This window comes from Spirosoma terrae, from assembly GCF_010435915.1.
Classification (GTDB): Bacteria; Bacteroidota; Bacteroidia; order Cytophagales; family Spirosomataceae; genus Spirosoma; species Spirosoma terrae.
The window spans coordinates 166,620-191,775 of sequence record NZ_JAAFZH010000013.1 but is presented as its reverse complement, the minus strand read 5'-3'; the positions used below and the strand labels follow the sequence as shown (position 1 = coordinate 191,775).

General features: G+C 50.8%; 22 protein-coding genes. 20 read left to right on the top strand and 2 right to left on the bottom strand.

Annotated features, from left to right (window positions below; genetic code table 11):
• The first annotated feature begins 69 nt into the window (after window positions 1-69).
• From GK108_RS23530 to GK108_RS23450, 20 genes are all read left to right on the top strand, one after another.
• Window positions 70-816 (top strand): 3-oxoacyl-ACP reductase family protein, encoded by a 747-nt coding sequence (locus tag GK108_RS23530; RefSeq protein ID WP_163953779.1) that lies wholly within the window; start codon window positions 70-72, stop codon window positions 814-816.
• Window positions 817-861: 45 nt separating this feature from the next.
• Window positions 862-2,079: a beta-ketoacyl-[acyl-carrier-protein] synthase family protein gene (locus GK108_RS23525; protein ID WP_163953777.1), complete on the top strand. Its 1,218-nt coding sequence runs from the start codon at window positions 862-864 to the stop codon at window positions 2,077-2,079.
• Between the two features lie 27 nt (window positions 2,080-2,106).
• Complete coding sequence (locus GK108_RS23520; protein ID WP_163953775.1) at window positions 2,107-2,598, top strand: 3-hydroxyacyl-ACP dehydratase FabZ family protein; 492 nt, start codon at window positions 2,107-2,109, stop codon at window positions 2,596-2,598.
• Window positions 2,599-2,611: 13 nt separating this feature from the next.
• On the top strand, window positions 2,612-3,856 hold the full coding sequence (locus GK108_RS23515; protein ID WP_163953773.1) for a beta-ketoacyl synthase N-terminal-like domain-containing protein: 1,245 nt from the start codon (window positions 2,612-2,614) through the stop codon (window positions 3,854-3,856).
• A 12-nt stretch (window positions 3,857-3,868) separates the two neighbouring features.
• Complete coding sequence (locus GK108_RS23510; protein WP_163953771.1) at window positions 3,869-5,074, top strand: lysophospholipid acyltransferase family protein; 1,206 nt, start codon at window positions 3,869-3,871, stop codon at window positions 5,072-5,074.
• A 38-nt stretch (window positions 5,075-5,112) separates the two neighbouring features.
• Window positions 5,113-7,701: a lantibiotic dehydratase gene (locus GK108_RS23505; protein WP_163953770.1), complete on the top strand. Its 2,589-nt coding sequence runs from the start codon at window positions 5,113-5,115 to the stop codon at window positions 7,699-7,701.
• A 100-nt stretch (window positions 7,702-7,801) separates the two neighbouring features.
• A complete protein-coding gene (locus GK108_RS23500; RefSeq protein WP_163953768.1) occupies window positions 7,802-8,215 on the top strand; it encodes a DUF2141 domain-containing protein in 414 nt (137 codons plus the stop codon).
• Window positions 8,216-8,224: 9 nt separating this feature from the next.
• Complete coding sequence (locus GK108_RS23495) at window positions 8,225-9,733, top strand: class I adenylate-forming enzyme family protein (protein WP_163953766.1); 1,509 nt, start codon at window positions 8,225-8,227, stop codon at window positions 9,731-9,733.
• Between the two features lie 3 nt (window positions 9,734-9,736).
• On the top strand, window positions 9,737-10,363 hold the full coding sequence (locus GK108_RS23490; RefSeq protein ID WP_163953764.1) for a 4'-phosphopantetheinyl transferase family protein: 627 nt from the start codon (window positions 9,737-9,739) through the stop codon (window positions 10,361-10,363).
• Window positions 10,364-10,382: 19 nt separating this feature from the next.
• Window positions 10,383-11,228 carry a thioesterase II family protein gene (locus GK108_RS31340; RefSeq protein WP_163953762.1) on the top strand — a complete coding sequence of 282 codons (846 nt, stop codon included), beginning with the start codon at window positions 10,383-10,385 and terminating at the stop codon, window positions 11,226-11,228.
• Window positions 11,122-13,437 carry a TonB-dependent receptor gene (locus GK108_RS23480; RefSeq protein ID WP_449618953.1) on the top strand — a complete coding sequence of 772 codons (2,316 nt, stop codon included), beginning with the start codon at window positions 11,122-11,124 and terminating at the stop codon, window positions 13,435-13,437. The genes GK108_RS31340 and GK108_RS23480 overlap by 107 nt, the downstream gene beginning before the upstream one ends.
• 152 nt (window positions 13,438-13,589) lie before the next feature.
• Complete coding sequence (locus tag GK108_RS23475) at window positions 13,590-13,877, top strand: acyl carrier protein (protein WP_163953757.1); 288 nt, start codon at window positions 13,590-13,592, stop codon at window positions 13,875-13,877.
• 156 nt (window positions 13,878-14,033) lie between these two features.
• Entirely contained in the window at window positions 14,034-14,159 is a 126-nt protein-coding gene (locus tag GK108_RS31435; RefSeq protein ID WP_262887456.1) for a hypothetical protein, read from the top strand.
• Window positions 14,160-14,277: 118 nt separating this feature from the next.
• Window positions 14,278-14,412, top strand: a complete 135-nt coding sequence (locus tag GK108_RS31430; RefSeq protein WP_262887455.1) for a hypothetical protein — start codon at window positions 14,278-14,280, stop codon at window positions 14,410-14,412.
• A 187-nt stretch (window positions 14,413-14,599) separates the two neighbouring features.
• Window positions 14,600-14,755, top strand: coding sequence for a hypothetical protein (locus GK108_RS23470; protein WP_163953755.1), 156 nt, complete (start codon window positions 14,600-14,602; stop codon window positions 14,753-14,755).
• Between the two features lie 200 nt (window positions 14,756-14,955).
• A complete protein-coding gene (locus GK108_RS31425; RefSeq protein WP_262887454.1) occupies window positions 14,956-15,084 on the top strand; it encodes a hypothetical protein in 129 nt (42 codons plus the stop codon).
• 451 nt (window positions 15,085-15,535) lie between these two features.
• A complete protein-coding gene (locus GK108_RS23465) occupies window positions 15,536-16,819 on the top strand; it encodes a M50 family metallopeptidase (protein ID WP_163953754.1) in 1,284 nt (427 codons plus the stop codon).
• Between the two features lie 12 nt (window positions 16,820-16,831).
• Window positions 16,832-18,052, top strand: a complete 1,221-nt coding sequence (locus GK108_RS23460) for an arginase family protein (protein WP_163953752.1) — start codon at window positions 16,832-16,834, stop codon at window positions 18,050-18,052.
• A gap of 4 nt (window positions 18,053-18,056) precedes the next feature.
• On the top strand, window positions 18,057-20,255 hold the full coding sequence (locus GK108_RS23455) for a TonB-dependent receptor (protein ID WP_163953750.1): 2,199 nt from the start codon (window positions 18,057-18,059) through the stop codon (window positions 20,253-20,255).
• Between the two features lie 276 nt (window positions 20,256-20,531).
• Complete coding sequence (locus GK108_RS23450; RefSeq protein WP_163953748.1) at window positions 20,532-21,560, top strand: NADP-dependent oxidoreductase; 1,029 nt, start codon at window positions 20,532-20,534, stop codon at window positions 21,558-21,560.
• 141 nt (window positions 21,561-21,701) lie between these two features.
• On the opposite strand, the gene GK108_RS23445 is transcribed toward GK108_RS23450, so the two are convergent.
• Both GK108_RS23445 and GK108_RS23440 read right to left on the bottom strand, forming a co-directional pair.
• Entirely contained in the window at window positions 21,702-21,884 is a 183-nt protein-coding gene (locus GK108_RS23445) for a hypothetical protein (RefSeq protein ID WP_163953746.1), read from the bottom strand.
• Between the two features lie 92 nt (window positions 21,885-21,976).
• Window positions 21,977-25,081, bottom strand: coding sequence for a lantibiotic dehydratase (locus GK108_RS23440; protein ID WP_163953744.1), 3,105 nt, complete (start codon window positions 25,079-25,081; stop codon window positions 21,977-21,979).
• Window positions 25,082-25,156 lie beyond the last annotated feature (75 nt).

Here is a 25,156-nt window from a genome sequence, read left to right as displayed (position 1 = left end):
CTTATATCCAGCAAGTAGTTTGATAATCAATCATAAAGTTATTCTCCCAATCCTTTTCCTTTCTGTTTCATGAAAAAGACTATAGTTCTGGTTACCGGTGGCTCGCGTGGAATTGGCCGCTCCATCTGTATGGCTCTCGCAGAGCGTGGCTGCACCGTTCTCTTCACCTACCTCAGCAACGAAGCCAAAGCGCAGGAGTTGTTGGAAGAGATTAATCTGCTCGGAAAAGGTGGTGGATATGCCTACCGCTGCGATATGAGCCGGCTTCCTGATGTAATCGATCTGTCGAAACGTATACGTAAAGACGTTAGCTATCTGGATGCGATTGTCAATAATGCGGGCATCGTTGGCGATGGCAAACCATTTCTCTTCGCAACCGACGAGCATTGGTGGGACGTAATACATACCAACGTAGGTAGCGTAACGAATACCTGCCGGGTTATGCTACCCATGATGATTTCCCGGAAATCGGGCCGTATCATCAATATTACGTCGCTGTCGGGGCAGAAAGGCAATGCAGGGCAGTCGGCTTATTCGGCCTCAAAAGCAGCCGTTGTTACGTTCTCCAGGTCGCTGGCGAAAGAAGTTGGTCGATTCGGAATCACAGTAAACTGTATTTCTCCTGGCCTGATCGACACCGACATGACCCGCGACATCAGCAACGAATACGTAGCGAATCGCCTGGTCTGGTCGCCGTTGAAGCGTAAAGGTGGTGCCGACGAAGTGGCCAATCTGGTTACGTATATGCTCTGCGATGCACCAAGCTACATTATCGGTCAGGAGCTTACCATTGATGGTGGTCTGGGCGTATCCTAGTACTACATCCTTCCAATCTTCTCCATTTCCTAAACCCTTACTTTTATGGAACGAGTTGTCGTAACTGGCATTGGCGTATGCTGCTCCATTGGCCATACAAAAGATGAATTCAAGGAAAGTGTTTACAACGGGCGGCTGGGCCTTAAACCAATCGACGCCGACCGTTTCTCAACCGACAGCGCGTGTTATGCAAATAAGCAGGCTTGTGTGCTCGATCAGGAACTCTATGCCGACGTAGAAGCATCCGACGAAACCGTATTGACACAACTGGGTAATCGGGTTATTGCAGAGGCTCTTAACGATGCGGATTTGCTACCGCAGGAGCTGAATCCGCACAGAGCCGGACTGTTTGTCGCTACGACGATTGGCGGGTCATATGCCTTCATGGATTTCACCAAAAAACGGATTCAGGAAGGTATTGACGCCGATGACTACGAGCTGCTGTTTAAGGCATCGACGCCCAATATTACGGGTTCGCTGATGCGGACACTGGGCTGGCGAGGGCCATCGTCTACAATCTCAACTGCCTGTGCAGCAGGGACAAACTCCATCGGTCGCGGCTTCGATTTTGTAGCGGGTGGCCGGGTCGACGTAGCGGTAGCCGGTGGTATCGACATCTTCACCGAACTAAGCTTTGCAGGCTTCAACTCGCTTCAGTCGCTGTCGAAATCCATTTGTCAGCCGTTCGATAAGAACCGGGATGGTTTAACCCTGGGCGATGCCAGTGCGTTTGTGGTGCTCGAAAGTCTGACCCATGCGCAGGAGCGGGGAGCCCGTATTTACTGCGAACTCAAAGGATATTCGGCTAACAACGAAGCGCATCATCCAACGGCACCAACACCTGATGGCAGTACGGCTTTCCTAACGATGCAGCAGGCACTTCAACATGGCGGGATGACGGCCGACGAGATCGATTACATCAACGCACATGGCACGGCAACGGGCGTGAATGATAGCATGGAACTGCATGGTATTGGCCGACTGATGGCCGACCGACCCGTCTATATCAGCTCAACCAAGTCGATGATTGGGCATACATTGGGGGCGGCCGGAAGCATTGAGTTTATCACCACGGCCCTGGGCATCTACCACAGCTTTGTGCCGCCTTCCTGCAACGTGCAAACCACGATGGTTGCCGATGAGGGGTCTATTCACCTGGTGCGCGACCGGGCTATCGATCAACCGATTCGTGCTGCTTTGTCTAACTCGTTCGGATTCGGTGGGTGCATGGCCTCTATTGCGCTACGTCGATTCGATAATTAATTCCATCCGTCAAGACCTTTTCTTCCCATGCTTTCAGGAACAACAATTAATCAGCTACAGGTTGATCGGCTTCGTCCACAGGACCTGTTGCCGCACCGGCCACCCATGTTGCTCATCGATCAACTGGTCGACTATATCCCCGGCGAATCGATACTGGCCGAAACGTTTATCAAGCCCGATACCATGTTTTTTCAGGGGCATTTTCCCGGCGAACCCATTCTGCCTGGTGTCGTACTGGTTGAAATGATGTTCCAGGCTTGCGGCATTTTCGGTCGGCTCGAAGCGCTCAATGCCGTGGAGGTGAGCGATGTTTCGGAAAACTATCGACCTAAATCCGGTCGGGCCATCAAGATCGACAAGATGACGTTTAATAAGCCGGTTTTGCCAAACGATACGGTACGTATTCAGGCCGTTTTCGAACACAAAATGCTCAATTTCTCGGTCTTCAAAGCGCGCGTTGATATCGACGGTCGGGGGATCGCAGCCAAAGGAATCGTTACGGTACTCATCAACTCTTAATCCAACGCTGATCATGAAAACCAAACCATCCGTAGTATTGACCGGGGGCGGAGTCCTGTCGGGTCTGGGAGTCGGTATCGAACCATTCTGGAACGCATTACGTCGGAATGAGTCGGCCGTAACGGTAAAAGATACCTGGAATGTACCCGATCTGGCTACCAACGAAGCCATTTTCTACGCACCCTGTGCCGACTTTAATCTGACTGATCATGTTGGTAATTTACGGCCGCCGTTCCCACTGAAATATTCGCAGTTGGCGATGGTGGGAGCGAGGCTAGCCATTGATAATGCCGGTTTGGATCTGGCCGGATTAGTACCCGAACAGTTAGGATTAATTCTGGACACAACCCTGAGTGCCAACGCAGCCGCAGAAACGTTTTTGTACAAATTGTATATCGATGGTCCCTCGAAAGTGAGTCCGTTTGTGTTCACTAAAACAACGACCAACTGCGCTCTGGGCGACGTAGCGCGCGCCTTTAAACTAAAAGGGCCAAGCTCGATTCTGCTGGGCGAAAACAGTGTCTGCTATGGCTACGACCTGATTCGTGATGGTAAAGCCGACGTAGTAATCTGCGGTGGTTTCGATGAGATTCGGGAAACGACTTTGCTGGCCAGCCGCTACCGGGGTTACCTGCCATCTGTGACGGACGAGACTGGGCAGCGACGCAGTTTTGCCGAAAGTCTGCGCGATGAGCAGGGCGTTATCGTCTATGGCGAAGGGGCCGCCTTTGCCGTGCTGGAATCGGCCGAACACGCTTATCGCCGGAAGGCTACGGTCTTGGCTGAAGTGGTTAATTATCAGGTGTCGGGCGATACGGCCTACCGCGATTTTATCTATGAACGTAGCACCGACGATTTACTTGACCATCTGACCGAGTTTTGCCAGAATAGCCAGATTGATCCATCGGGCGTTGGTTTGTTCGTTGGTGGGGGCGGGTTGCCCTGGCATATTCGTGAGTACGAAACGCCAGCTCTTCAGGATTTGTGGGCCGACAGTGCGTTGCCTGCTTATGTGAACATCAAGGGGCAAACGGGCGAAACCTTCAGTGCTTCACCGATTATGTCGCTGCTGGCGGGAGCGTTGTGTCTGCGCGATAACGTAGTGGTTGGAACGGGTTATGAATCCGCTCAGACGGGCCTGCCTGACAATGCCCCGAAATATACGGTTAATCGAACGTTTGAATCGGGGGCTACCGCTTTCGTTCACTCGCTGCACGTGGGTGGGAATGCCGTTACGTTGGCCATTCGCAAACCTTAAGCCTTTCTCACTATGACTATGTCATCGTCTTACTGGGAGGATTATAAAGCTACGTTTCGGCAAACCTACGAGCGGGCTTATCAGGAAGTTGTCGAGCGGGAAACGCAGAAAAAACAAGCGCATCAGCAGAAAGATCTGCACTTTTTGCGGGCCAACCTGAGCCATTTCTGCCCGGAGATTCCAGCCGAACAGCACGAATCAATTTATCTGCGGCTACTGACGAATCACTGGCTGAGCGCCCGTAGTTTTCGCTACGTCGATTTTGGCTCACTGGCTCACATGGGTATGGGTGTGAGTGGAAACGCTGACTTTCTGAACCCTACGGATGCTCCCCGGCCTGCGCGAATTTTCTGTACGTATCATCTGGGCGGTTACCGCGCTATTTTGGCCATGTTGCTCAATGCAGGCTATCCGCTGACGCTGGTAATCGATAACCGAACGCTGACCAATCAGCAGGAATACATCGAAAAGGTGTCGGCCCAGCTGAATCAGTATAACCAAGCGTCCGCGTCCATTGAGATGCTGGACGCCGAGAATCCCGCGATTGGCCGACAAATGGCGGGAGCGCTCTACAAAGGCCGGTCGATCCTGATTTTTCTGGATGGGAATACGGGAGTAGGGGGGATCTATCAACGGAACAACAAACAGCTGCGCATTCAGTTTCTGAACAAAACGATCATCTCCAGAAGTGGCATTGCTACGTTGGCGTATGCGACCCGAACGCCCATCATTCCGATTATTTCGTATTACAAAACCCTGGATGGTGCCGAAATTCCGCACTACGATTGCCTGCCAGCGATAGAACCGCTGGCAACATCGGCCGATGTGTTTGTTCGCGAAACGACGCAGCAGTTGTACGACCTGTTGGCGACCTATCTTCAACGCTACGTTGATCAGTGGGAGAGCTGGTTTTACTTCCATAAGTTTCTCGATTTCGATGCATTGACAACCGAATCAACGTCGGAGCCGATGGAAACAGGACTCGCGGCAAGTGTGCGGTTCAATGAACAGCGATACAGTCTTTTCAAAATCGATCGGAACGGCTATCTGTTTGATCGACAAACGTATCAGGCCTTTCCGTTACCTGCCGATGCTTTTGAGTGGCTACACCAGCTTGAGCAGACTTCCGACCAAACGTCTTTTCTTCGTCAGTCAACGCTGAACAACGAATACATCGATTATTGGTGGAAACAGGGAATTCTTCAGGCTGCTGCCTAACCTAGCGAACGCATCAATTCATTGCTCACAACCGAACTATGCCTATTCCCCATAAGCCCAAGCTCCTGTCGCCGGTGCTGCTGCGCGTAGCCGGACTATCGATCGATGTTCTCGATGGATTACGAGCCCCCGTTATTACGTATCGTTTGCAACAACACGACCAGTTGCTCCAGCGGCTGCAATGTAACAAAGAACCATTGCTGACCAACTTGTTTTCGTTCATTGAGAACGATTGTCCAGCCGGAAAACCGCAGCAGCAGGTGCAGCAGATTCGCCGTGATCTGCACAATGATCGGTCGGTTCGCCCGAAAGATCTGGATCAGGCAGCGCGTTATTTACCGGCTACATTGCTACTACAATTGATGACGTATATAATGAACCGTCAGCGGTTGGAGAGGTACGTAACAACGACAGCAAAGCTATATCGCCAGCAGGCAATTTTGGGGCGACAGCATTTTCAGCGGCTGATTGGCGACGTATCATTTCAGCGAGGTTTGGCCTTTTCCAGCCTGTCGCTGCTCCGTCATATTGCGGCTTATCAGCAGACCAATCCCGCTAATTTTCGAAAAGATGACTTTCAGATTGAGAACGGTCTGTTACGTTATCTGTCGCGGGCCGCAACGAAAACCACACCGTATAGTACGTTAACGCAGCTGGCAACGGTGCCGATTCATATCGGCGAAAGTCAGCCCTGGAAGTCTGGCCCGGCGCGTTCGCACATACGCTTGTCGGTACGTTTGTTGGGTGTTTTTGACGCTATGCTACGTAGTAATCGACGCTTGTGCGAACAGTGGACCGTAACGGTAAATCCGAGTGCACTGATCACAGACGACAAACTTAGCTATATCCGACAGACAGATGGGCAAGTTTCCTGTGTTCGCATGGCGGCAAATCCGGTGTTACGTTGGGTCGTTCGGTCACGCTACATTACCTGGACCTATAAAGAATGGGTAAGTCAGATTCAGCAACGGTTTCGGTCCACGAATCAGGAAGCCAGTCAATACATTGCCAAATTGATTGAACTGGGGCTGTTGCATCATCTTTTACCCGTCTCGGCTACTGATCCTGACTGGGCCGTTCGACTGCATGATTGGTTGATCAGCCACCGGTGGTTGTCAGCGCGATTCGTTGATAGTCAGCTTACGTTGCTTAACGCGCTGCGGGCTACTGCCGATACGTTGCCCGTCGCTACGTCTACCCAGCGACTATCGCTTTTGCTGAAAGCGCAGGGTGTATTGGCCGAGCACGTCGCTCAGCTTTCGCAACCACCAACCACTGATTTCTGGCCGTTACGTCCCGAGCAACTCTTTTTTGAGGATGTTACCCGTTCACTACAAGGTCATTTACCTAAACCCGCTATGAAACGGCTAACGACCAGTCTCGATCGATTGGTTAGTCATATTGCGGAAGCGTATGTGCCGCCTTCAAATTCACTGGTCGAGCTGTTCAAAACGACCTTTCCCGCAACGGAATCGGTGCCCGTAACGACCTTCTTTAGTGCGTATTTGAGCCAGTCCAATACGTTGTCCAACAGCGAACGAATCCCTGCCGAATACGTAGCAACCTGGAAACAATGGGCGGCCAACGGGCTGAACGGAAAAGTAGTACACCTCAACAGTGACTGGATAGGCGCTACGTCGGGCAAGGTAGCGAGTCAGGCCGTTTTCTGGCAACATTGGCTGGACAAACAGGGGCAACTTTGGGCGGCTGTGAACGAGCTGGCCGGTGGCTTCGGTCGATTGTATGGACGGTTTTTGCCCTACTTCTCCCACACGCTGACCCATGAGCTAAACAGGAAAAACCGGGACGTAACAGCGACAGACTATGTACTGGTAGAAGCCACGGACGATCATTACCACAACGCTAACTTTCATCCTCGATTAGTGGATGGAGCGATCCTGACGCCAGCAGGACATTGGTCGGCTGATTCGGGGCAGAAGATTCCGCTCAACGAATTGACGGTCAGCTTATCGGAAGACGGTACAAGGCTTGAGCTTTGGCACAGATCATCCCGCAAGCGTGTTCATGTGGTCGATATGGGATTCCAGGCTTCCCGGTCCCGGTTGTATTCGTTCCTGTGTCTGTTCAGGCCAGTACCGGAGTTGAGTTTGACCTTGTTTACCTCGGTTATCAATCAATGGTATGAAAGCCAGCAGCCTGCCGAAAGCGTACGAATATGGCCTCGAATCGTGCTCGACTCCCGGCTGATTATTCAACGACAAACGTGGTGGCTGCCCGTTGGTACCGAAACGACATTACCCGTTGATGGCAATGCTTTTACGTTCTTTCGGACAACGTATCACTGGCAGCAGCGGCATCAACTTCCCGACGAAGTATTTGTGAGCTTGCCCGGCGCGCCGAATGCCGACGATCATAAGCCGCAGTATATCCGCTTTGATAATCCGTTGCTGGTTGATCTGTTCCGGCGATTAGTACGGAAAGCTGTAGCGGCTAATGCGCTGCTGAAAGTGGTTGAAATGCGCCCCACATCGGATGAGTTGTTACGTATTGATGGACAACGTTACGCGGTGGAATCCGTACCGCAATGGTATGGGATTACTCCTGATAGTTTTCCCTCACCCCCGGCCCCTCTCCCAAACTGGGAGAGGGGAGCTGTCCCGGTTTAGTCTCTCTCGCTCAGCATGAGAGAGGGGCGGGACGGACGCTGCTGTGAGGGCCATTCTTTTAAATCAGTTTTATCGTTTAATCCTTTAATCTCCATTTTTTATGAAAAATGTACTCCTAATTGCCTTATTGGTGGCTGGTTCATTCGTAGCCAAAGCGCAACATCAGGCTAGTGCGCACACGCTGACCGTCAACGTAACGGATCTGAAAACGGAGAGCGGAGCAGTTTATGCGTCGCTACAGGACACGAACCAGAAGGCGTTGCAGAGCCAGGCCGCGGTGGTGCAGAAAAGCAATGCGCAGCTTGTGTTTCAGAATGTACAGCCCGGTACCTACGCCGTGCGGTTGTTTCACGATGAGAACAACAACAAGAAGATGGATACGGGCCTGTTTGGTATTCCCAAAGAAGGCTGGGGCGTTTCAAACAACGTAAAGGCTTCGTTTGGTCCACCAAAATTTGACGCTATGCTCTTTACGGTCAATAGCGACAAATCGATTACCATCCATATCAACTAATCAACTCTTATGTCTGCTTATTCGCTGACAGACTCCCCATCAATTGTTCTCCGACAGCCTCATCCCCTTCCTGACTGGAACGGGGTGGGTCGGGAGACACTGGTTAACGTATTACGAAGGCGACACGAACAGCATCCCGAGAAAACCGCGCTGATCGAAGGGAAACGAAGCCTGACCTATGCCGAGTTATGGGAACAGATCCGTTACCAACAGCGAATGTTACGTCGGGCGGGCGTAGTGCCGGGGCAGGTGGTGGCCATCTGCTCACCCAATAGCCTCGATATGAGTACATTGTTTCTGGCGGTGATGGCCCTAAAGGCAGTGCCGTTTGTGGTGAATTACCGGATCGAGGTGCTGGGCGATCTGAGTCAGCTCAATGTTGTCTGGTTTGCCGTACCGCGCACCAGCATTGCCATTCGAAAGCAGTTGGCGAGTGAACCGTACATGGAGCAGCATCCGTTTGATGCCCGATTTGACCTATTCCGAAACACATGCCCGACCCGAACTACTGCCGACGATACGGCCCTGCTGGTGACCAGTTCGGGCAGTAGCGGCAATGCGAAGGTCGTTCAGCTGACCAATTCGGGAACGCTGTTCAACATCCGGGCTAATGTGCAGGCGTTGAACCTGAGCCCCGACGACGTAACGGCCATTGCCTTGCCGATGGGTTATTCGTATGGATTGGTTGGCCAGTTTCTGAGCCATCTCTACGTAGGAGCAACCATACTGCTGCTCGATCCGATGTTCTTTCTGCATCAGATGGTCTGGCTTTTTGGCAGGCATCGGGTTACTACGTTGTTTCTCGTTCCGCCTATGGTTCGCCAGCTGAATTATCTGCACGATCGAAAGCTATTGCCTGCCGATTTCTCGACGTTACGTTTTGTGGCCGTTGGCGGCAATCGGATCGAAACGACGGCGATTCGGAAAGCCATGCAGGTGTTTGGTTGTCCAGTAATCAAGACGTACGGCCTGGCGGAGGCTGGCCCCAGAGTAGCGACGCACCCTGTTTATCATTCCGCTGATCCGGATGTTGAGTCGGTTGGGCTGCCCAATCGGGGGGTACGGGTGCAGATTGTTAGCGATGAAGGCGAAGAGTTATTGCCGGGTAAAATCGGTACGGTACGTATCCACAGTCCGTCGGTTATGATGGGGTACTTTAACGCACCGGCCTGTCCGTCGCATCGGCCCCATGCCACGATCATGACCAAAGATGTGGGCTATCTCGACAGTCAGGGCCGCTTGTTTGTGCTGGGTCGAAAAGGTGACCAGTTTCAGGCTGGGGAGCGAACGTATTGGTTTCGCGAAGTCGAGAACGTACTGTATGCCCACTTTGCCTTTCTGAAGGTTGCGCTACGTCATCAGGAGAGTCAGATTCATATCGCAGCCATTGCTATGAAAGATTATCCTGTGCAGGAAACCGACGTCCACGAACGGCTCCGCGAAGCCTTCGGACCATCCTGTAATCGGTTGTTTGTGTTCACGCTGATGCGTACCAACACCCTGTTAAACGAAAAATAAACTATGTCCTTATCTACCCTCTCAGTCTATTGGGCTGATCTGAAGGCGGCCCATCGCTCGGAAGACGATCTGCTTCGGTTGCCAGTCCCAGCGCGACCCTACCGAACGGTTCATGCCCAGCATCTGTCGTTACTGAGCAAGTGGTTACTGCACTACGCCTTGCATCATCATCCGCCCCACCCGGACGAGCCGTTGGTTAGTTTACGATACCATGTCACGGGAAAACCGTACCTGTCCGACAGTCAGTATGCGTTCAGTTTGTCGCATTCGGGGCAGCTGGCAGCCTGCGTAATTGCCAGTCGGCGGGCGGTTGGCATCGATATTCAGAAACGCGTTCAGCTACGGCCTGGTGCCGAAGGACTGTTTTTGTCGGTGGATGAACGCGAGCGAATGATGGGCGAGGATACACTGGCGCTGTGGTCGCAGAAAGAAGCCGCTTTTAAAGCGCTCGGCCATGAACTGGACGCCCGCCTGACCGATTTTCGCTTCGAACAGCTCCAGCAACTACGCTGTCGGGACGTAACGATACGGCTTGTTCAGTTGCCTATTCAAGCGAATTACATCGGCTACGTAGCGTATGAAGCGCTGGATACCAATGAAGTTGTGACAATAGAACTCGAATGCCTCTGATTTTCTGACGCCGTTATCTATGGAATCCCTTCGTCTATTCTGTTTCCCCTTTGCGGCTGGCAGCTGCTACTCCTATCAACCGTTGATTCAGCAGGCCCCATCGGGTGTAAGCTGGTTGCCGCTAGATTATCCAGGGCGGGGTCGGCGGTTGTTTGAGCCAGCGCTGAATTCACTCGATGCGGTTGTTGACGATCTCTTTCAGCGACTCAAACCGCAGTTGACCGGTCCGTTTGCCTTTTTCGGGCATAGCATGGGAAGCCTGGTCGCTTACCAACTCAGCTGTCGGCTACGAAGCGAAGGAATGACCCTGCCCCTGCATCTCTTCCTGTCGGGGCGGGGGGGAGCCAGCATTCCCGAAAAACAGCGGAATGCGAAGCACATGACCCGTCAGGAAATTATCGATGAGGTGCGGGACATGGACGGCGATTTGTCGGCTCTATTGAAGAATCCGCGCTCATTCGATCTGTACGAAAAAGTGTTAAGGGCCGATATGATGGCACTCGAAAGTTATGAGTATGAACAAACGGGTCCGGCTAATCTGTCAATTCCAGCTACGGTTTTTATTGGCGATCACGACATCTATACACCGGCTGAAGCAGCTCGCTGGCAGGAAGAATTTCTGACCCCGATTGATTTGCACGTATTGCCGGGCGGTCATTTCTTTCTCTTCGACAATGCTCCGTTCATTCATGAATGTGTACGGAAGGCACTGGCCCCTTTTCTACTTTATCCAATGCAACAACATGAAATTTCTCCCTATTCTCTCTCTGATTCTGCTCTGCAGTGCGCTGCCCGGAGCGCAGGCGCAGACAATTCGTGGACGATTGCTTCAGGAGCGAACGCAACGGCCCATTGCCCAGGCTGAAATCTTGCTGGCCGACGGATCAGAGAAGCGCGTTTGGTCGGATAGCACTGGACACTACGTAATGACCGTATCGGAACCAGGCCGCTACCGATTGCTTATTAAAGCCGAAGGGTATCATCTGCAACTGGTCGATAACGTGCTGGTGACGACGGGGAAAGAAACCATTGCCGACGCTACGTTGGCTGAATCGACGCAACAGCTGGGCGAAGTGAGCGTAAAAGCAAGTCGCCCATCGACGGCCATTGCGGACGGATACGTATCGGTGAGCGGCCATACGTTTGATCTGGAACAGACGACGCGGTTTGCCGGAAGTCGGAATGATCCGTCGCGGATGGCAATGAATTTTGCGGGCGTAGTCGGTAACAACGATACCCGAAACGATATTATCATTCGCGGCAATGCGCCTAATGGTCTGCTGTGGCGGGTGGAAGGCGTCGACGTACCGAATCCCAATCACTTTGGGGCTATGGGCGCAACGGGCGGCCCCGTACCGATGCTGAACAGTCAGACGCTCAAAACATCGTCGTTTCTGACCGGAGCCTTTCCCGCTGCGTATGGCAATGCGTTGTCGGGCGTGTTTGACCTTCAGCTACGTAACGGAAACGAACGGAAGCGGGAACATACGTTTCAGATTGGATTTACGGGCTTTGAGGTGGGAACGGAAGGACCATTGTCCTCAAAAAATAAGTCGAGTTATCTGGTGCATTATCGGTATAGCGTACTGGGTTTACTCAGCAAACTTGGGCTTCGGTTTGGAACGGGAAGTGCCGCTCCCCAATATCAGGATCTGACGTTTAAACTGAATTTCCCAACCGCAAAAGGGAATACGCTGAGCATCTTCGGCATTGGCGGAACGAATCGAACGGTTTTCGATAATACGGTCAGCGCCTACAGCGACGCCGATAGTTACAACGATTACCGAACAGCAATGGGCGTGGTCGGAGCAACCTACAACACTCGACTAACGGGCAAAACCACACTACGACTAACATCGGCTTTTACGGGCACAAAGGTGTTCAATCGCTACGATACGTTAGGTCGGGACGAAAATCTGCATCCCAATTACCGTGATCGGTCGCATTATACTAAAGCGACTACTCATGCTCAGTTAACGCACCGATATTCGGCCCAGGGAAGCTTGCTGGCGGGTGTGATTGCGTCGAACTACTGGTTTTCGTTTCACGACAGCACGCAACTGGCATCGGGTATGAGGGCGCTACGTAACGCCAATGCGTTGGTACAAACGTATCAGGCTTACACGCAATGGCATTACACGCCCATCGACCGATTGACGGTAAATGTTGGACTACACGCTACGTTCCTGAGCCTGAATCGTGAGGGCGTGATTGAGCCACGGGCGGGACTGACGTATCAGGTAACACCAAAAGCAACCCTGAGTGCCGGGATAGGTAATTACAGCCGCTGGCAGGACTGGATGTTGTATTTCAATGAGCCAGTCGGTGATCGTCAGCCAGGGCGCTTGCCTAATCAGTCGCTTGGTTTCTCGAAGAGTAGGCAGGCCGTGCTGGGCTGGACGCAGCGGGTCGGAAACGATTGGCTCCTGAAAGCAGAAACGTACTATCAACATCTGTATGATATTCCGATTGACCAGAACCCCTCGCCCTATTCGGCGTTGAATGAAGGAGCCTCCTTTTTTACCACCAACCGAACAGGTTTAATCAATGCCGGAACGGGACGAAATTATGGTGTTGAGTTAACGGCTGAGAAACCATTGAGCAATCAATACTATTTGTTGTCGACCCTGTCGGTTTTTGATAGCCAATACCGAACGCTGCTCAACCAATGGACGCCCACTGCCTTTGCCAATCGATTTGTCTGGAATGCGCTGGGTGGCTATGAATGGACCGTTGGCGCGCATAATACGTTGGCGATCGATGTTCGAAATACATTGGCCGGTGGACGGCGATACACGCCTATTGACCTGGAAGAATCGAGGAAAATAGGGACAACGATTGTTGATGACCTGCGACCGTATGCCGCGCAATTACCGATCTACAGTAGGGCCGATATTAAGCTAACGTATCGACGTAACAGACCCCGCGCTACGTTCGAATGGTCGGTTGATGTGCAGAACGTATTGAATCATCAAAATGCTTACCAAATGCAGTACAGCAATCAGTTTAATTCGTTAGCGTATTCGTTGCAGATGGGTCGGTATTTTGTTGTAAATCAGCGAATTGTGTTTTGATATTGAGCGCCGTAATAGCTTATAACCTATGTGATTAAAGCAGTCAATTAGGTTTTTGATTTCGAGCTGTTTAGCCGCCAACTTTGTCTCAGTAATTCGTTCACAACCAAGCCAGAACCAATCATTTATTCACCCTTTAACTCTTTTCACTCATGTCAGCTCACACAAACATCCAGGACCGTATCCGCGACATCGTAATCGACGTATTACAGGCTGATGGTGCCCCCGTCGAATTAACCAACGAAACACCTTTCTTCGGAACCGAAGATCATCCAGGTGTTATCCAGGATTCGCTAGCTATCCTGGAAATTGCTTCTCGCCTAGCCGAAGAATTTGGTCTGATGCCATCCGATTTAGGCGAAGAAGCATTCCAAAACCTGAATACCCTGAGCGAACAGGTTGCTCAGAAGGTACAGGAAAATGCACTGGCTGTCGCTTAATAACGACGCTGGTACAATCCCGAACGGTTTACGTATACTACTGACCGTTCGATAAACGAAGAACTAAAAAACGCTGTGCACGGCGGAGAGGCAGTCGCGAACCTTTCGTTTAGTTGACCATATATTTTTTCACCTAATCATCTTTTTCTAACAATCATGAACACACAAGATTCTACTCCAGCTCTATCAATTGTTGAACTCGAAGAACGTTTTGAAACCACCGCAGCAGCTGCCGATTCAGCTCGTTGCAGCGGCAACACGGTAGAGGTGTCGGCTGTGTAAAAAAAGTTTTTACGGGGCCGCCCGAGCGGTCGCGAAGCGGTCTTGCGTCAGCTACCGCTCGGGCGGCCCCATGAAAACGGAAAACTATAAACCAAAAACGTTTAAAACTGAACCAATCATGAACACACAACTTCCTACTTCTGCTCTGTCTATTGTTGAACTTGAAGAGCGTTTTGAACTGACCGCAGCTGCTGATGATTCGGGCCGTTGCAGCAACAACACCGTGAAAGTACCGGCTACGGTAGCTGTTTAGTGCGCCGAAAACGGACTTTCTCAGGTAGCCTCATCAGCAGTTCATCCATCAGCTGGCATCGCACACTCCATCGCATGAGTTGTTGCCCTTCGGGACTCGTCTGTTAGAACTTGCCTGAGAATTAAGTCTCCATCAGTTTTGATTCCCAACTGCTAGGTTATCAATCCTTTGTAACGTATCAAAAACGATGAAAACGTCCTTGTTAGCATCAGCTCTGTCCATCGTTGAACTCGAAGAACGTTTCGAAACAACGGTAGCTGCTTCCGATACCGAACGTTGCAGCAACAACACGATCAAAGTGAATGCGCCAGCTCCTCCTCCGGGTATGGAAGTCCTTTACTAGCGTAAACGTCGTGTATGGAAAGTATGCCTGTTTACCACGACGAATCGCTAACGATTCTTGAACTCGAGGAACGCTTCGAAACGACGGTAGCCGCTTTAGACTCCGCTCGTTGTAACCATAACCGCATTCAGACGCTATAGGAATCTGTCAGTACAAGTCAATTACAAAATCAAACGTTCATCTTAAATCAAAAATCAGTCATGAGCAACGCAATTGCACAGCCAGAAGTATTAACGATTGTTGAACTCGAAGCGCGTTTCGAAACAACGGCAGCCGCTGCCGATTCGGGCCGTTGCAGTGGCAACGACGTCGAAGTAAAGGCTGTCTAGTCATTCTCCAATTGCCTGGGCCTATTCGGGAAATACCTCATCCAGGTAGCCACAATGGTTTGCAAACGCTGTAAGGGTGTATTCGCTGGGATGGATTCTCGAATAGGCCAATAATAAATCGTCAATCTTATCAATTCGTCAAATTTTCAAAACAAAAACAATCATGAATAACACAACAGACGTACTGACAATCGTAGAACTTGAAGAGCGCTTTGAAACAACCGCAGCTGCCGCTGATTCGGCCCGTTGCAGCGACAATGACGTAAAGGTCTCAGCTGTGTAAAATGAGTTTTCACGGGGCCGCCCGTGCGGTTTATAGTTTTCAGTTTATAGTTGGCTAACGCATCAGCACTTCTCCTACGCTTCGCACACTGAAAACTATAAACCGAAAACCATAAACTATAAACTGCACGGGCGGCCCCGTGAAAACTTTCCCTAAACCGACTTTACTATGATCGCCTTAGAAACCGACTCGTTCCGGATCGAAGAGATGGAGCGCTCGGACTCCAACCGACAGTTTTTGCTTACCGTTAGCGGACGGCCCTATAAAGTCGGGGAGTTTGTTTACCTTATCCTGGAGGGAATTAGCCAAAAACTGACGTATCAGCAAATCAGCGAGACGCTGAACGCCCGTCAGACAGACACTCAGTTTGCCGCCGATGATGTAGCCCGAGTGATTGAAGAAAAACTCCGGCCGATGGGTGTTTTCGATGCGCCCAAAGCCGATGCCAAATCGGCCGACAGCCCAGCACTCGGCAATATTTACGCCCGCTATACGCTGCTGCGGTTTCATCAATATGCCTGGCTGCTTCGGATTATTCAACACCTCTTTTCTCCCGCCTTCTTCTGGACTACGTTGGTGGCCGCACTAGGCGCTAACGTTTACCTGATGAACGAACTGTTGGCTCTGGATCACTACGTTCAGAATCATAATGCCACTACGTTGGCGTCGGGGGATTGTGACCGTGGGCTTTGGCACATGCTTGTTTTCTATCCCGTCGTCTTGTGCATTCTCCTGATTCACGAACTCGGCCACGCTGCGGCTGGGTATCGATTCGGAATCAAACCCAAAGAAATTGGCGCAGGCCTTTACCTGATATTTCCGGTGCTCTATACCGACGTAACGGAAGTGTGGCGACTCGGAAAACATAAACGTACCATCGTTAATCTGGGCGGTATTTATTTTCAACTGCTCATCAACCTGCTCTTAATCGGTTATCTGGTCAGTCACTTTGGCGATTTTGATCAGGTCAATACGTCTCGCTACCTCATTCAACTCAACGTAGCAACGCTCATTGTCAATACGATTCCTTTCCTGAAATTCGACGGCTACTGGATCTACAGCGATCTGTTTTCGTTGCCCAATCTGCGCCGTCAATCAGCTCTTTATATTCGGCAACTGGCGGCTAAAGTTGTCCCAGCATTCCGAAAGCCAGCCAATGCTAACGATCCTGTTATCGACCTGAAAAATCCGTTTCTGCTGGTGTATAGCCTGGGACGGTTATGGTTTCTGGTGTACTTCTTTGTGTTTGCCTTCAAAACATTCTTCGACGTTGTGCTGCATTACCCACAGTCGGCTTATCAGTTTATAACGGATTTTTCGGTTTGCTCGGCCGAGCCTTTTCTGAAATCATCGCTAACGGTCGGACTGTTTGCTTACTTCTCCGTCGGATATGCCCGCCAAAGCCGGGATGCTATCCGCTCCGCAATCCGCCGTCGATTCGCTCATTCATAAACTCCTGCTGCCATGATGACCGACGTTTCTGTTTCTCTGCTGTTGGTGAAGTCGCCTTATCTTGACATTACGTTGTCGAACCAGACGGGTAAAAGCACAGTCGCCAACATGATTAGTGGCAAGAGCTACGAAGTTAGTCCGGCTATTGTGACGATACTGAATTTCTTCAAACAACCCGCCACCATCGACGCGCTTTTTGACGAAATTGATATCGATAACGATCAGCTCGAACAGGCAGTCGCTTATCTGCAACGGAACGGTTTGCTGATTGATCCGAGCGCAGATGGATGGGAGCGGTTTGCGGCCGACGTAGTGGCGGTGAAGAATCGACTTTTCGGCGTCGATGCCTATCATGAGCGTGCCGAGGTAGTCATTGTTGGCATTCCGTTTGGCAAGGGAAATGGTAAATCGATGGGCGGGGCCCGATTCCCCGTGTCGATCCGGGAGTTCGGTCAGAACAATAATTTATTGCTGAAAGGTGCTGATTTTCTGCTCTTCGACGAACTGACGGCTACCCGACTGCAACCGCTGTTTCGCGATAGCCGACTGGTCGATTATGGCAACCTGTTCGTCAATTCGAACGAATCGACAGCGTTTGTCTACGCTAAAATTCATCAGATAGCCCGTCGGTTATTTCAATCAGGAAAAATACCGGCTTTTATCGGGGGCGATCATTCGATTAGCTTTCCGCTTATTCAGGCGGCTGCCGAGCAATATCCTGATCTACACGTCATTCATTTTGACGCCCATACCGATACGTATAGCTCACGCTACGACACCATCAATCACTGGGGCAAGGTCCATCACTACGGTAATTTCATGACGAAATGCCTGGAGCTGGAGCATGTGAAGCAAGTCTATCAATTCGGTATTCGCGGATTTGCCAATGCAGGCAGTAAACCACAGGCTAAGCAACACATTTACTGGTGTCATCAGGTTAGTGAGCAGCTGCGAAATGGTAAACTCTTCGACTTGCCCACCAACGTACCGTACTACGTCACCTTCGATGTAGACGTTTTAGATCCGACTGTATTGCCCGGAACCGCTACGCCCATACCGGGAGGTTTTTCGCTGAACGAGGTCAGAGAGCTATTGGCTAAACTCTTGCCGGATAAGCAAATTGTAGGATTCGATCTGGTGGAAGCCAATCCCGACTTCGACTCAACTGACCTGACTACGCAGGTGGCTATGGAAATCCTGCTTCGCTTGATGAGCTATCTAACTATTTCATAAAGACATGAAACGACAACTACACATAATCCTGCTAGGGTTGCTGCTGGCGGTACCGGCCTGGAGCCAGGTTGTTATTCGGGGAAAGGTGTTCAATACGCAGATGAAACCACTCGAAAACGCCAATATCGGTATTCTGAACTCGTATGCGGGGGCTACGACTGACGCCGATGGTAATTTCTCGTTCACCACCGATGGACGCGGCTCGGTAAAAGTGGTAGCCCAGATGCTCGGCTTTGCGCACCAGCCCATGACGATTATGATTAGTGATACCACGAAGCAGGTGACGCTGAAGTTTATTCTGAGCGAAGAGTCCATAAATCTGGATGGCGTCACAGTGAAAAGTAAGAAAACAGACTTCTTGGGTCGGGGTGGTTTGCCCAGTCTGCGGGCGCTGGAAGTACGGGCAATGGGCGGTAGCAATGCCGATATCGCCAACGGTATCCGGACCATGCCAGGCGTGCAGGCTACATCAGATGCGACGGGTCTGTTTGTGAGGGGTGGAACCAGCGACGAAACGAAGGTGTATGTCGATGGCTTGTTGGCGAACAACTTTTTCTACAACGGTAGCCCAGACGTATCGCAGCGGGGTCGCTTTGCGCCCGAATTATTCTCCGGGAATTTCTTCAGTAGCGGTGGCTATTCGGCGTTGTACGGACAGGCGCTTTCGTCGGCTTTGATTCTGGAAACGAACGACGTAGCGACAAAGTCATCGATTGGCGGTAACGTCAGTACAACGGGTGCTATGATCGAGATGAATCGGGTAATACGTCCCGAAAAACTATCGGCGGGCGGTTCTATTACGTATACCAACATGAGCCCGTACTACGGCGTGGTTCCGCAACGTCGGACCTTCACGGCTGGGCCGGAATATCTTGATGGGTTGTTTCATCTGAAATATCGGGCTGGCGATAAAGGCGCGCTGAAGGTTCTGGGAACGATAGGACGTAACAACGTCGAGTTTTTACAACCGACGTCCGGCCGAACCGCTCAATATGGTCTGCTGAGTAGCAACGGATTCATCAGTGTATCGTATGCAGGTAGTGCCGGTAAAAACTGGACTATGAACGCCGGGTTTGGGGCCAGCATTTCTGATAATACGGCTTCCATCGACTCGTTGCCCCGGCTGGAAGGAGAAACATCGCTGCTACGTTCCCGGCAGATTAAACAGCAGGTCTATAATACCCGACTTGTGTTTCGCCGGTCGATTGGCAGAGGCTCCGATTTATACCTGGGCATGGATCACGTACTGACCAATACGGGCCAGCAACTGACTCAGCAGAATCGCTATGCACCAACGCGCTATCTAACGGAGCAATACGGAGCACTTTTTGCCGAAAGTAACCTATCGATTAGCCGAACCGTCAGCGCTCGGGTTGGTCTGCGTGCCGAAGGCGTTTCGTCCATCAATCGTATGGCACTGGCTCCACGTGTCGCGTTATCATATGCCCCCGCGAAAGCCCATAAATTGACGCTTAGCTACGGCCAGTTTTTCCAGCAACCAACCTTTGATTATCTGATTACAAACCGCAATCGGGACAACCTACGTTTTCAGAAGGCTACACATTACATCGCCAGCTATCAGATGGTACGTACCAACCAGCTGTTGCGGGTCGAACTCTACCAGAAAACGTACAGCCATCTGCTACGTACTACTCCCGATACCAGCTCGACCGGAACTGGCTATGCACGTGGCTTTGAGGTGCTCTGGAAGGAAGATAATCGCCTGCCAAACGTCAACTACTGGGTGTCGTACTCATTCCTCGATACAAAACGGCAGTATCTGAACTATCCGGTGTTGGCTCAGCCCAATTTTGCGGCTACACATACAGCCGCTACGGTGGTGAACGTATTGATCCCATCCATCCCCCTCAACATTGGCATGACCTACACGTTTGCATCGGGTCGTCCCTATTACAACCCAAACCGGCTGGCTGATCAGTTCATGACAGATAAGACATCGGCTTATCATAACGTTGGCGCTACTATTGCGTATCTGACGCACCTGGGCAAAGCCAATACCACGCTTGCGTTCTCGGCCAATAATCTTCTGGGTAGTCAGCAGGTATTTGGCTATCAATACACATCGCTCAATTCACGGGAGGCTGTGATGCCACTGGCCAAGCGGTTCTATTATCTGGGACTGTTCATAAACTGGGGCATCGACAAACGTAGCAAAACGCTTAACGATTTACTCCCGAATTAATTTCTATAAATCCCTCACGGCAGCGGCCGACCGCCCCTGCCCCCTGCCCCCTCTCCCAGTTTGGGAGAGGGGGTAAAAGGACTTTAACTCTAGTACAATCTAGGTCTTTACACCCCTAAATCCCCTAAAGGGGACTGGTCCTAGACTTGCCAAGCAGTCCCCTTTAGGGGATTTAGGGGTGTAAAGACTTGCCAAATCCTTCAGATTTACCACTACATGAACCCCTACAATATTAGCATTTGGTAGAAGAGAAGTTGACATTAATCGTTAGTACTTATGCAAAACACGCAGGTTCGACTCATCAATCGGCCGCTTGGCCTTCCTAAAGCAACGGATTTCGTTGTAGACACACAGCCTTTTCAGTCGCTGGGAGTCAATGAAATTCGGGTGCAAAACCGCTTCGTATCCATCGATCCGGCTATGCGAAGCTGGATGGCTGGCGGGAAATCATACATCAATCCCGTACCCGTCGGCGCTGTTATGCGTGCGCTGGGAACGGGCGTAGTCATTGAATCACGCAATCCCAATTATAGCGTTGGTGAGCATCTGTATACGAATCTGGGTATACAGGAGTATGCCTTATTGACCGAAGAGCATCTGACCAAACCCGACTATGGAAACAAACCGTACCGGATTGACCCAAACCTGGCTCCGTTGCCAACTTATCTGAGTGCATTGGGCCTTCCCGGCATGACGGCTTATTTTGGTTTGCTACGGGTAGGGCAGATTCAGGCGGGTGAAACGGTATTGATTTCAGCGGCTGCGGGTGGCGTTGGTAGTCTGGCCGGACAAATCGCCAAACGGTTTGGCTGTCGGGTTATTGGCGTGACCAGCACCGAGGAAAAATGCCGTTTGGTTGAGCAGGAGTTTGGGTTTGATGCCTGTTTGTCCTACAAATCACCAACCTGGCGCGATGAGTTGGCGGCCTTATGTCTGGATGGTATCCATGTCTTTTTCGATAATGTCGGTGGCGACGTATTGAATGGGGCGTTGCCACTGATGGCCAGACGAGGGCGCGTTGTTATATCCGGTGCCGTTTCGCAGTATAACAATATGCAGTTTATGCGCGGACCAGCCAATTACCTAACGCTCATTTCGACCCGCGCCCGGATGGAAGGTTTTGTCGGTATCGACTATTACGACGAGTTCGCCGACGCCCGTACCGAAATCGCGGGCTGGATTCGGGAAGGCTCGATCCGTTCCGATGTTCATCTGGTAACGGGTCGCGTCGATACCTTTGTTACGTTGCTGGGACAATTATTCGGCGGACAAAATACCGGTAAACTGGTGCTGGAAATCGAGTAGCCTGGACGTCCACGTTCGGGTATAGACCGTATTGATTCACCATTCACCCGGACGTAGACGCTAGAACGCTAGCCCGGCCAGGCTACAAACAAAAAGCTCCTCAACTATGATCTGAGGAGCTTTTTGTTGAGTCAAGGTTTGTCATGCGGCCTGGTCGTAAAATGTGAGAAGATCCGCTTCGTTACTACCGGGAATGAATGAGCCAAACAGATCATTGGCAGAAACAATCCAGTTGTCGTCGAAAATGCCGTCGGTTTCATCGAGGTACAGATCGTTGGCAAACGACATTGAGCGATTTTGTTTGGTACGGTTAACGTTTTTCATGGCTATCAGGGGTTTTGGTATGATCAAATTTCGCCCTTCAAATCCCTGATTTCAATAAGTCTGCCGACTAACTCATTCGCTCTTCGAATAATTTAGGACCTTGCTATCGGTTGAGACGTCGGTTGCTGACGAGCACGCTGTGACGCATATAATTTGGCCAGACAGTGATACAGCACCAGTTCGTAGGCCCGTTGTTTGGACGGGAATAATCGGTTGAGAATCATGTGGATCAGGCTTCCGGCAAGGCTTTTGAATTGGGATGATGACTGGTCGGTCTGACTAAGTATTGTTAACAGAGGCTGCTGCTGTTCGGCCCAATTTTCCAACCCGTTCGCCAGCGGAAACGGACGACTTAGGGCCTGCTCAAGGAGTGGTTTATACGTTCTGAAGCGGTCGTTTAGTTGCTGACGTAGCGTAGCATCGCCATGAAATTCAGCAAAGAACCGTTCTTTCAGATGGCCAATGATGTCGTAGCAGTCATCAATGGATACATTAAGTCCTTTAAGCAGTCGATCGACCTTATGGGCTGCAAACGCAAAGCGTAGATTTTCGTCGAAACTTTCGCCCGTTTGGCTCATAAACTGGAGTGTTGTCAAGCTGTCGTGATGGAAAATATGCTCACAGGTTTCAATGGATTGCATACCGTATCGTTCGAGTTCGCGCTGATACGTATCGGTCTGCATCTTATGAACAACGCCACTTTGCACGTAAGGCTGAAGGGCTTTCTCAATACGCCGGATAACGTAGTGGTAAAACTCAATAAACGGATTTCCCTGGAAACGTAGCCGCAGATGTGGGTCCTGATCTTTGTATCGGATAAAGAAAAATTTCTGCACAATCTGTTGATTGATCAACTCCTGAATGGCCGGATACAAGGCATCGACCAATAAGCTGTCCGATGCTTTTTCGCCCGCGTAAATTTTCAGATAAAGCCACTCGCTGCCTACCGAAAACCGACGTTGTGGACAATCTGAGGTTGTTGAGTCAAACGGTAAGTACCGTGGCGCCGATGGATTTTGGAATGGGAGCACCAGTTCGTGGGTAAACGCATGACCGTTTGTGTCTTGCACAGGACAGCGGTCGATGGTGGTTAAACACTCGGCCAGTCGCAGCGTTAAGCCTCGACGCAGTTCCTGAATCAGTAACCGAACAGAGGCCTCTACGTCCACGTCAACCTGAAGCTCGTTATCGCCATTGACAATCATAAACTGTTGAGGCAACCCAAGTTCTCGGAGTTGTTCCCGGAAACGTAGCAGGTTGCCGAGCGCAAACTGCCTGCCCGTAATCTGCCACGTAGCACGACTCAAAACGATACGTTGGTAACGTACGCGGGGCAGATACGCCTGTTGCGCCAGTATGCCCCAATTCCAGCGAACATCCATATACGCATCCTGATACTGAAGATTGCAGAGGAACTGATAAACGGGTAGCCCGCCCTGAAAATTATGCGCATTCGACAACCGCGGAATAACCCGCTTGTTGAGTCGTTTGGAACGTAGCACCAGTCGGTCGTTACGCACCGACAGATATAAGTCTGATAAGGGAATCTGGTACTCTGGAGCTACCGATGCCTGCCCCAGATACGGAATTTCGTAGCGGTGCAGGGTAGGTCGGGTCAGAATATTACCTGCTCTCGACTCTGGGAAATGAATGATTTCGGCCAGGATAACGTCGGGGTGGCTTTCTTCTTCCTGACGAGCGCAGGCTTTGATCCGTTCGGCCAGATCGGGATTGGAATCGCCAAACCGGCTCATCAGATTAACCGCCGACGGGCCGCGAAATCCTTTTAGCAAAAACAGATAATCGTCGTTGTCGATGGCCTGCGCCGATGTAGCCAGCAGACTCCCAAAAGCGTAACAACTGGATGGTAACGTAGCAGGCGATTGATCGAGATGCTGAAGGTCTTTATCCGTTAATTCAATTTCTTCCTGATTATACCGTAGCGCTTCTGTATAGCGGTTGAGCAGAAATGTTTGCCAGGTGGTCAGCGATGTTGTCGACTGCGCCGAAGGAGCGCCGGGCAGCGATAAACTGTCGATCATGGGAGCGCTGCCAACGCCCAGCGTCGACTGGTTGCCATAGCCGATGCCCATTTCATGGTCCAGCGCAAGAGCCAGCGGCACTTCTTCTCCTTCGTAGCGGGTATAAAACCGATGCCTGAAGTCGTCGAGATCGTTGCTTTGAAAAGGTTGATTGAGCGCCAATAGTCCTTTCAATTGTCGCTGGAACGTAGCGAACCAGCGAGTGCTTAGCTGACAGTGATCATTGGAAAAAAAAGTATCAATCTGTATAGGGTCTGAGCCCGTTAATTTTATCTGATTTTCTTCCAGATGCTTCAGTAGAGGAGGAAGCCTGAAAGGGCGACTTGTTAGTAAGTGGCCAATTTCCTCAATGACCCACTGGGAATACGTAACAGTCGTTGATTCGACAAGGTCGTTCAGCCGGTTTTGCATCTTGCTGAGGTAGTCTTCGCCAGTCAGCGACGGTTCCAGATCAAATACCAATAACTGACTCTCGATCAGTTCATTGATATAGAGGGTCGCATCCTCTGCCGAGACCTGATATCGGGCGTGTAGAAAATTGGTGATTTCGCTGCTCGTAACGCCCTGTTGAGCATAGGTAAATAGATCGGCGAGCAAGGCATCGTTACCAACAGCACTGATGAAGTACGTTCGACCCGTAGTATCCAGCTGCTGTTCGATGAATCGGAAATAATTGCCAGCCTGGTAGAGCGTAGAGTTTGTATATAGGCGGAGTTGCTGACGAATGTCAGGTTGAGCTAATAACCAGTCTTTAATCGATTGAAGATAATCAATATCCAGACGAATGTGTGGAATCGTATCGTCGGATAAGCCTGCCTGAAGTTGGGAGGTTACACCAATTGACCCAATCGAACAACCGGCAAACAGACCGTAGGGTGTACTGCGGGTCGTCATTCTGATCAAGTACTTCCATAACGTAGCAACGATTTTGGCTTCGTCGGAGAGGGTTTCGCCAGCTAACCACCGCTGGACCCGACCAAATAGCTGAGGAGAGGCTGTTTCTAGTGCCTGTTGCTGAAGAGGATTGCTGTACCAGTTTCGAAGTATGTTGGACAGGGCGTCTGGATTGTTCCGAATGGTCTGATAAAATGCATCAAGCGAGTTAATCGGAAAAACAGGGCGCCGTAGTACAAAAAAGTCTAAAGATTGAATCATAAATCAGAAAGGCTGGTGTAACCCTCTAATTTATTTATTTCTACAGTATATGTTTAATGGAAATGTATATTGTTA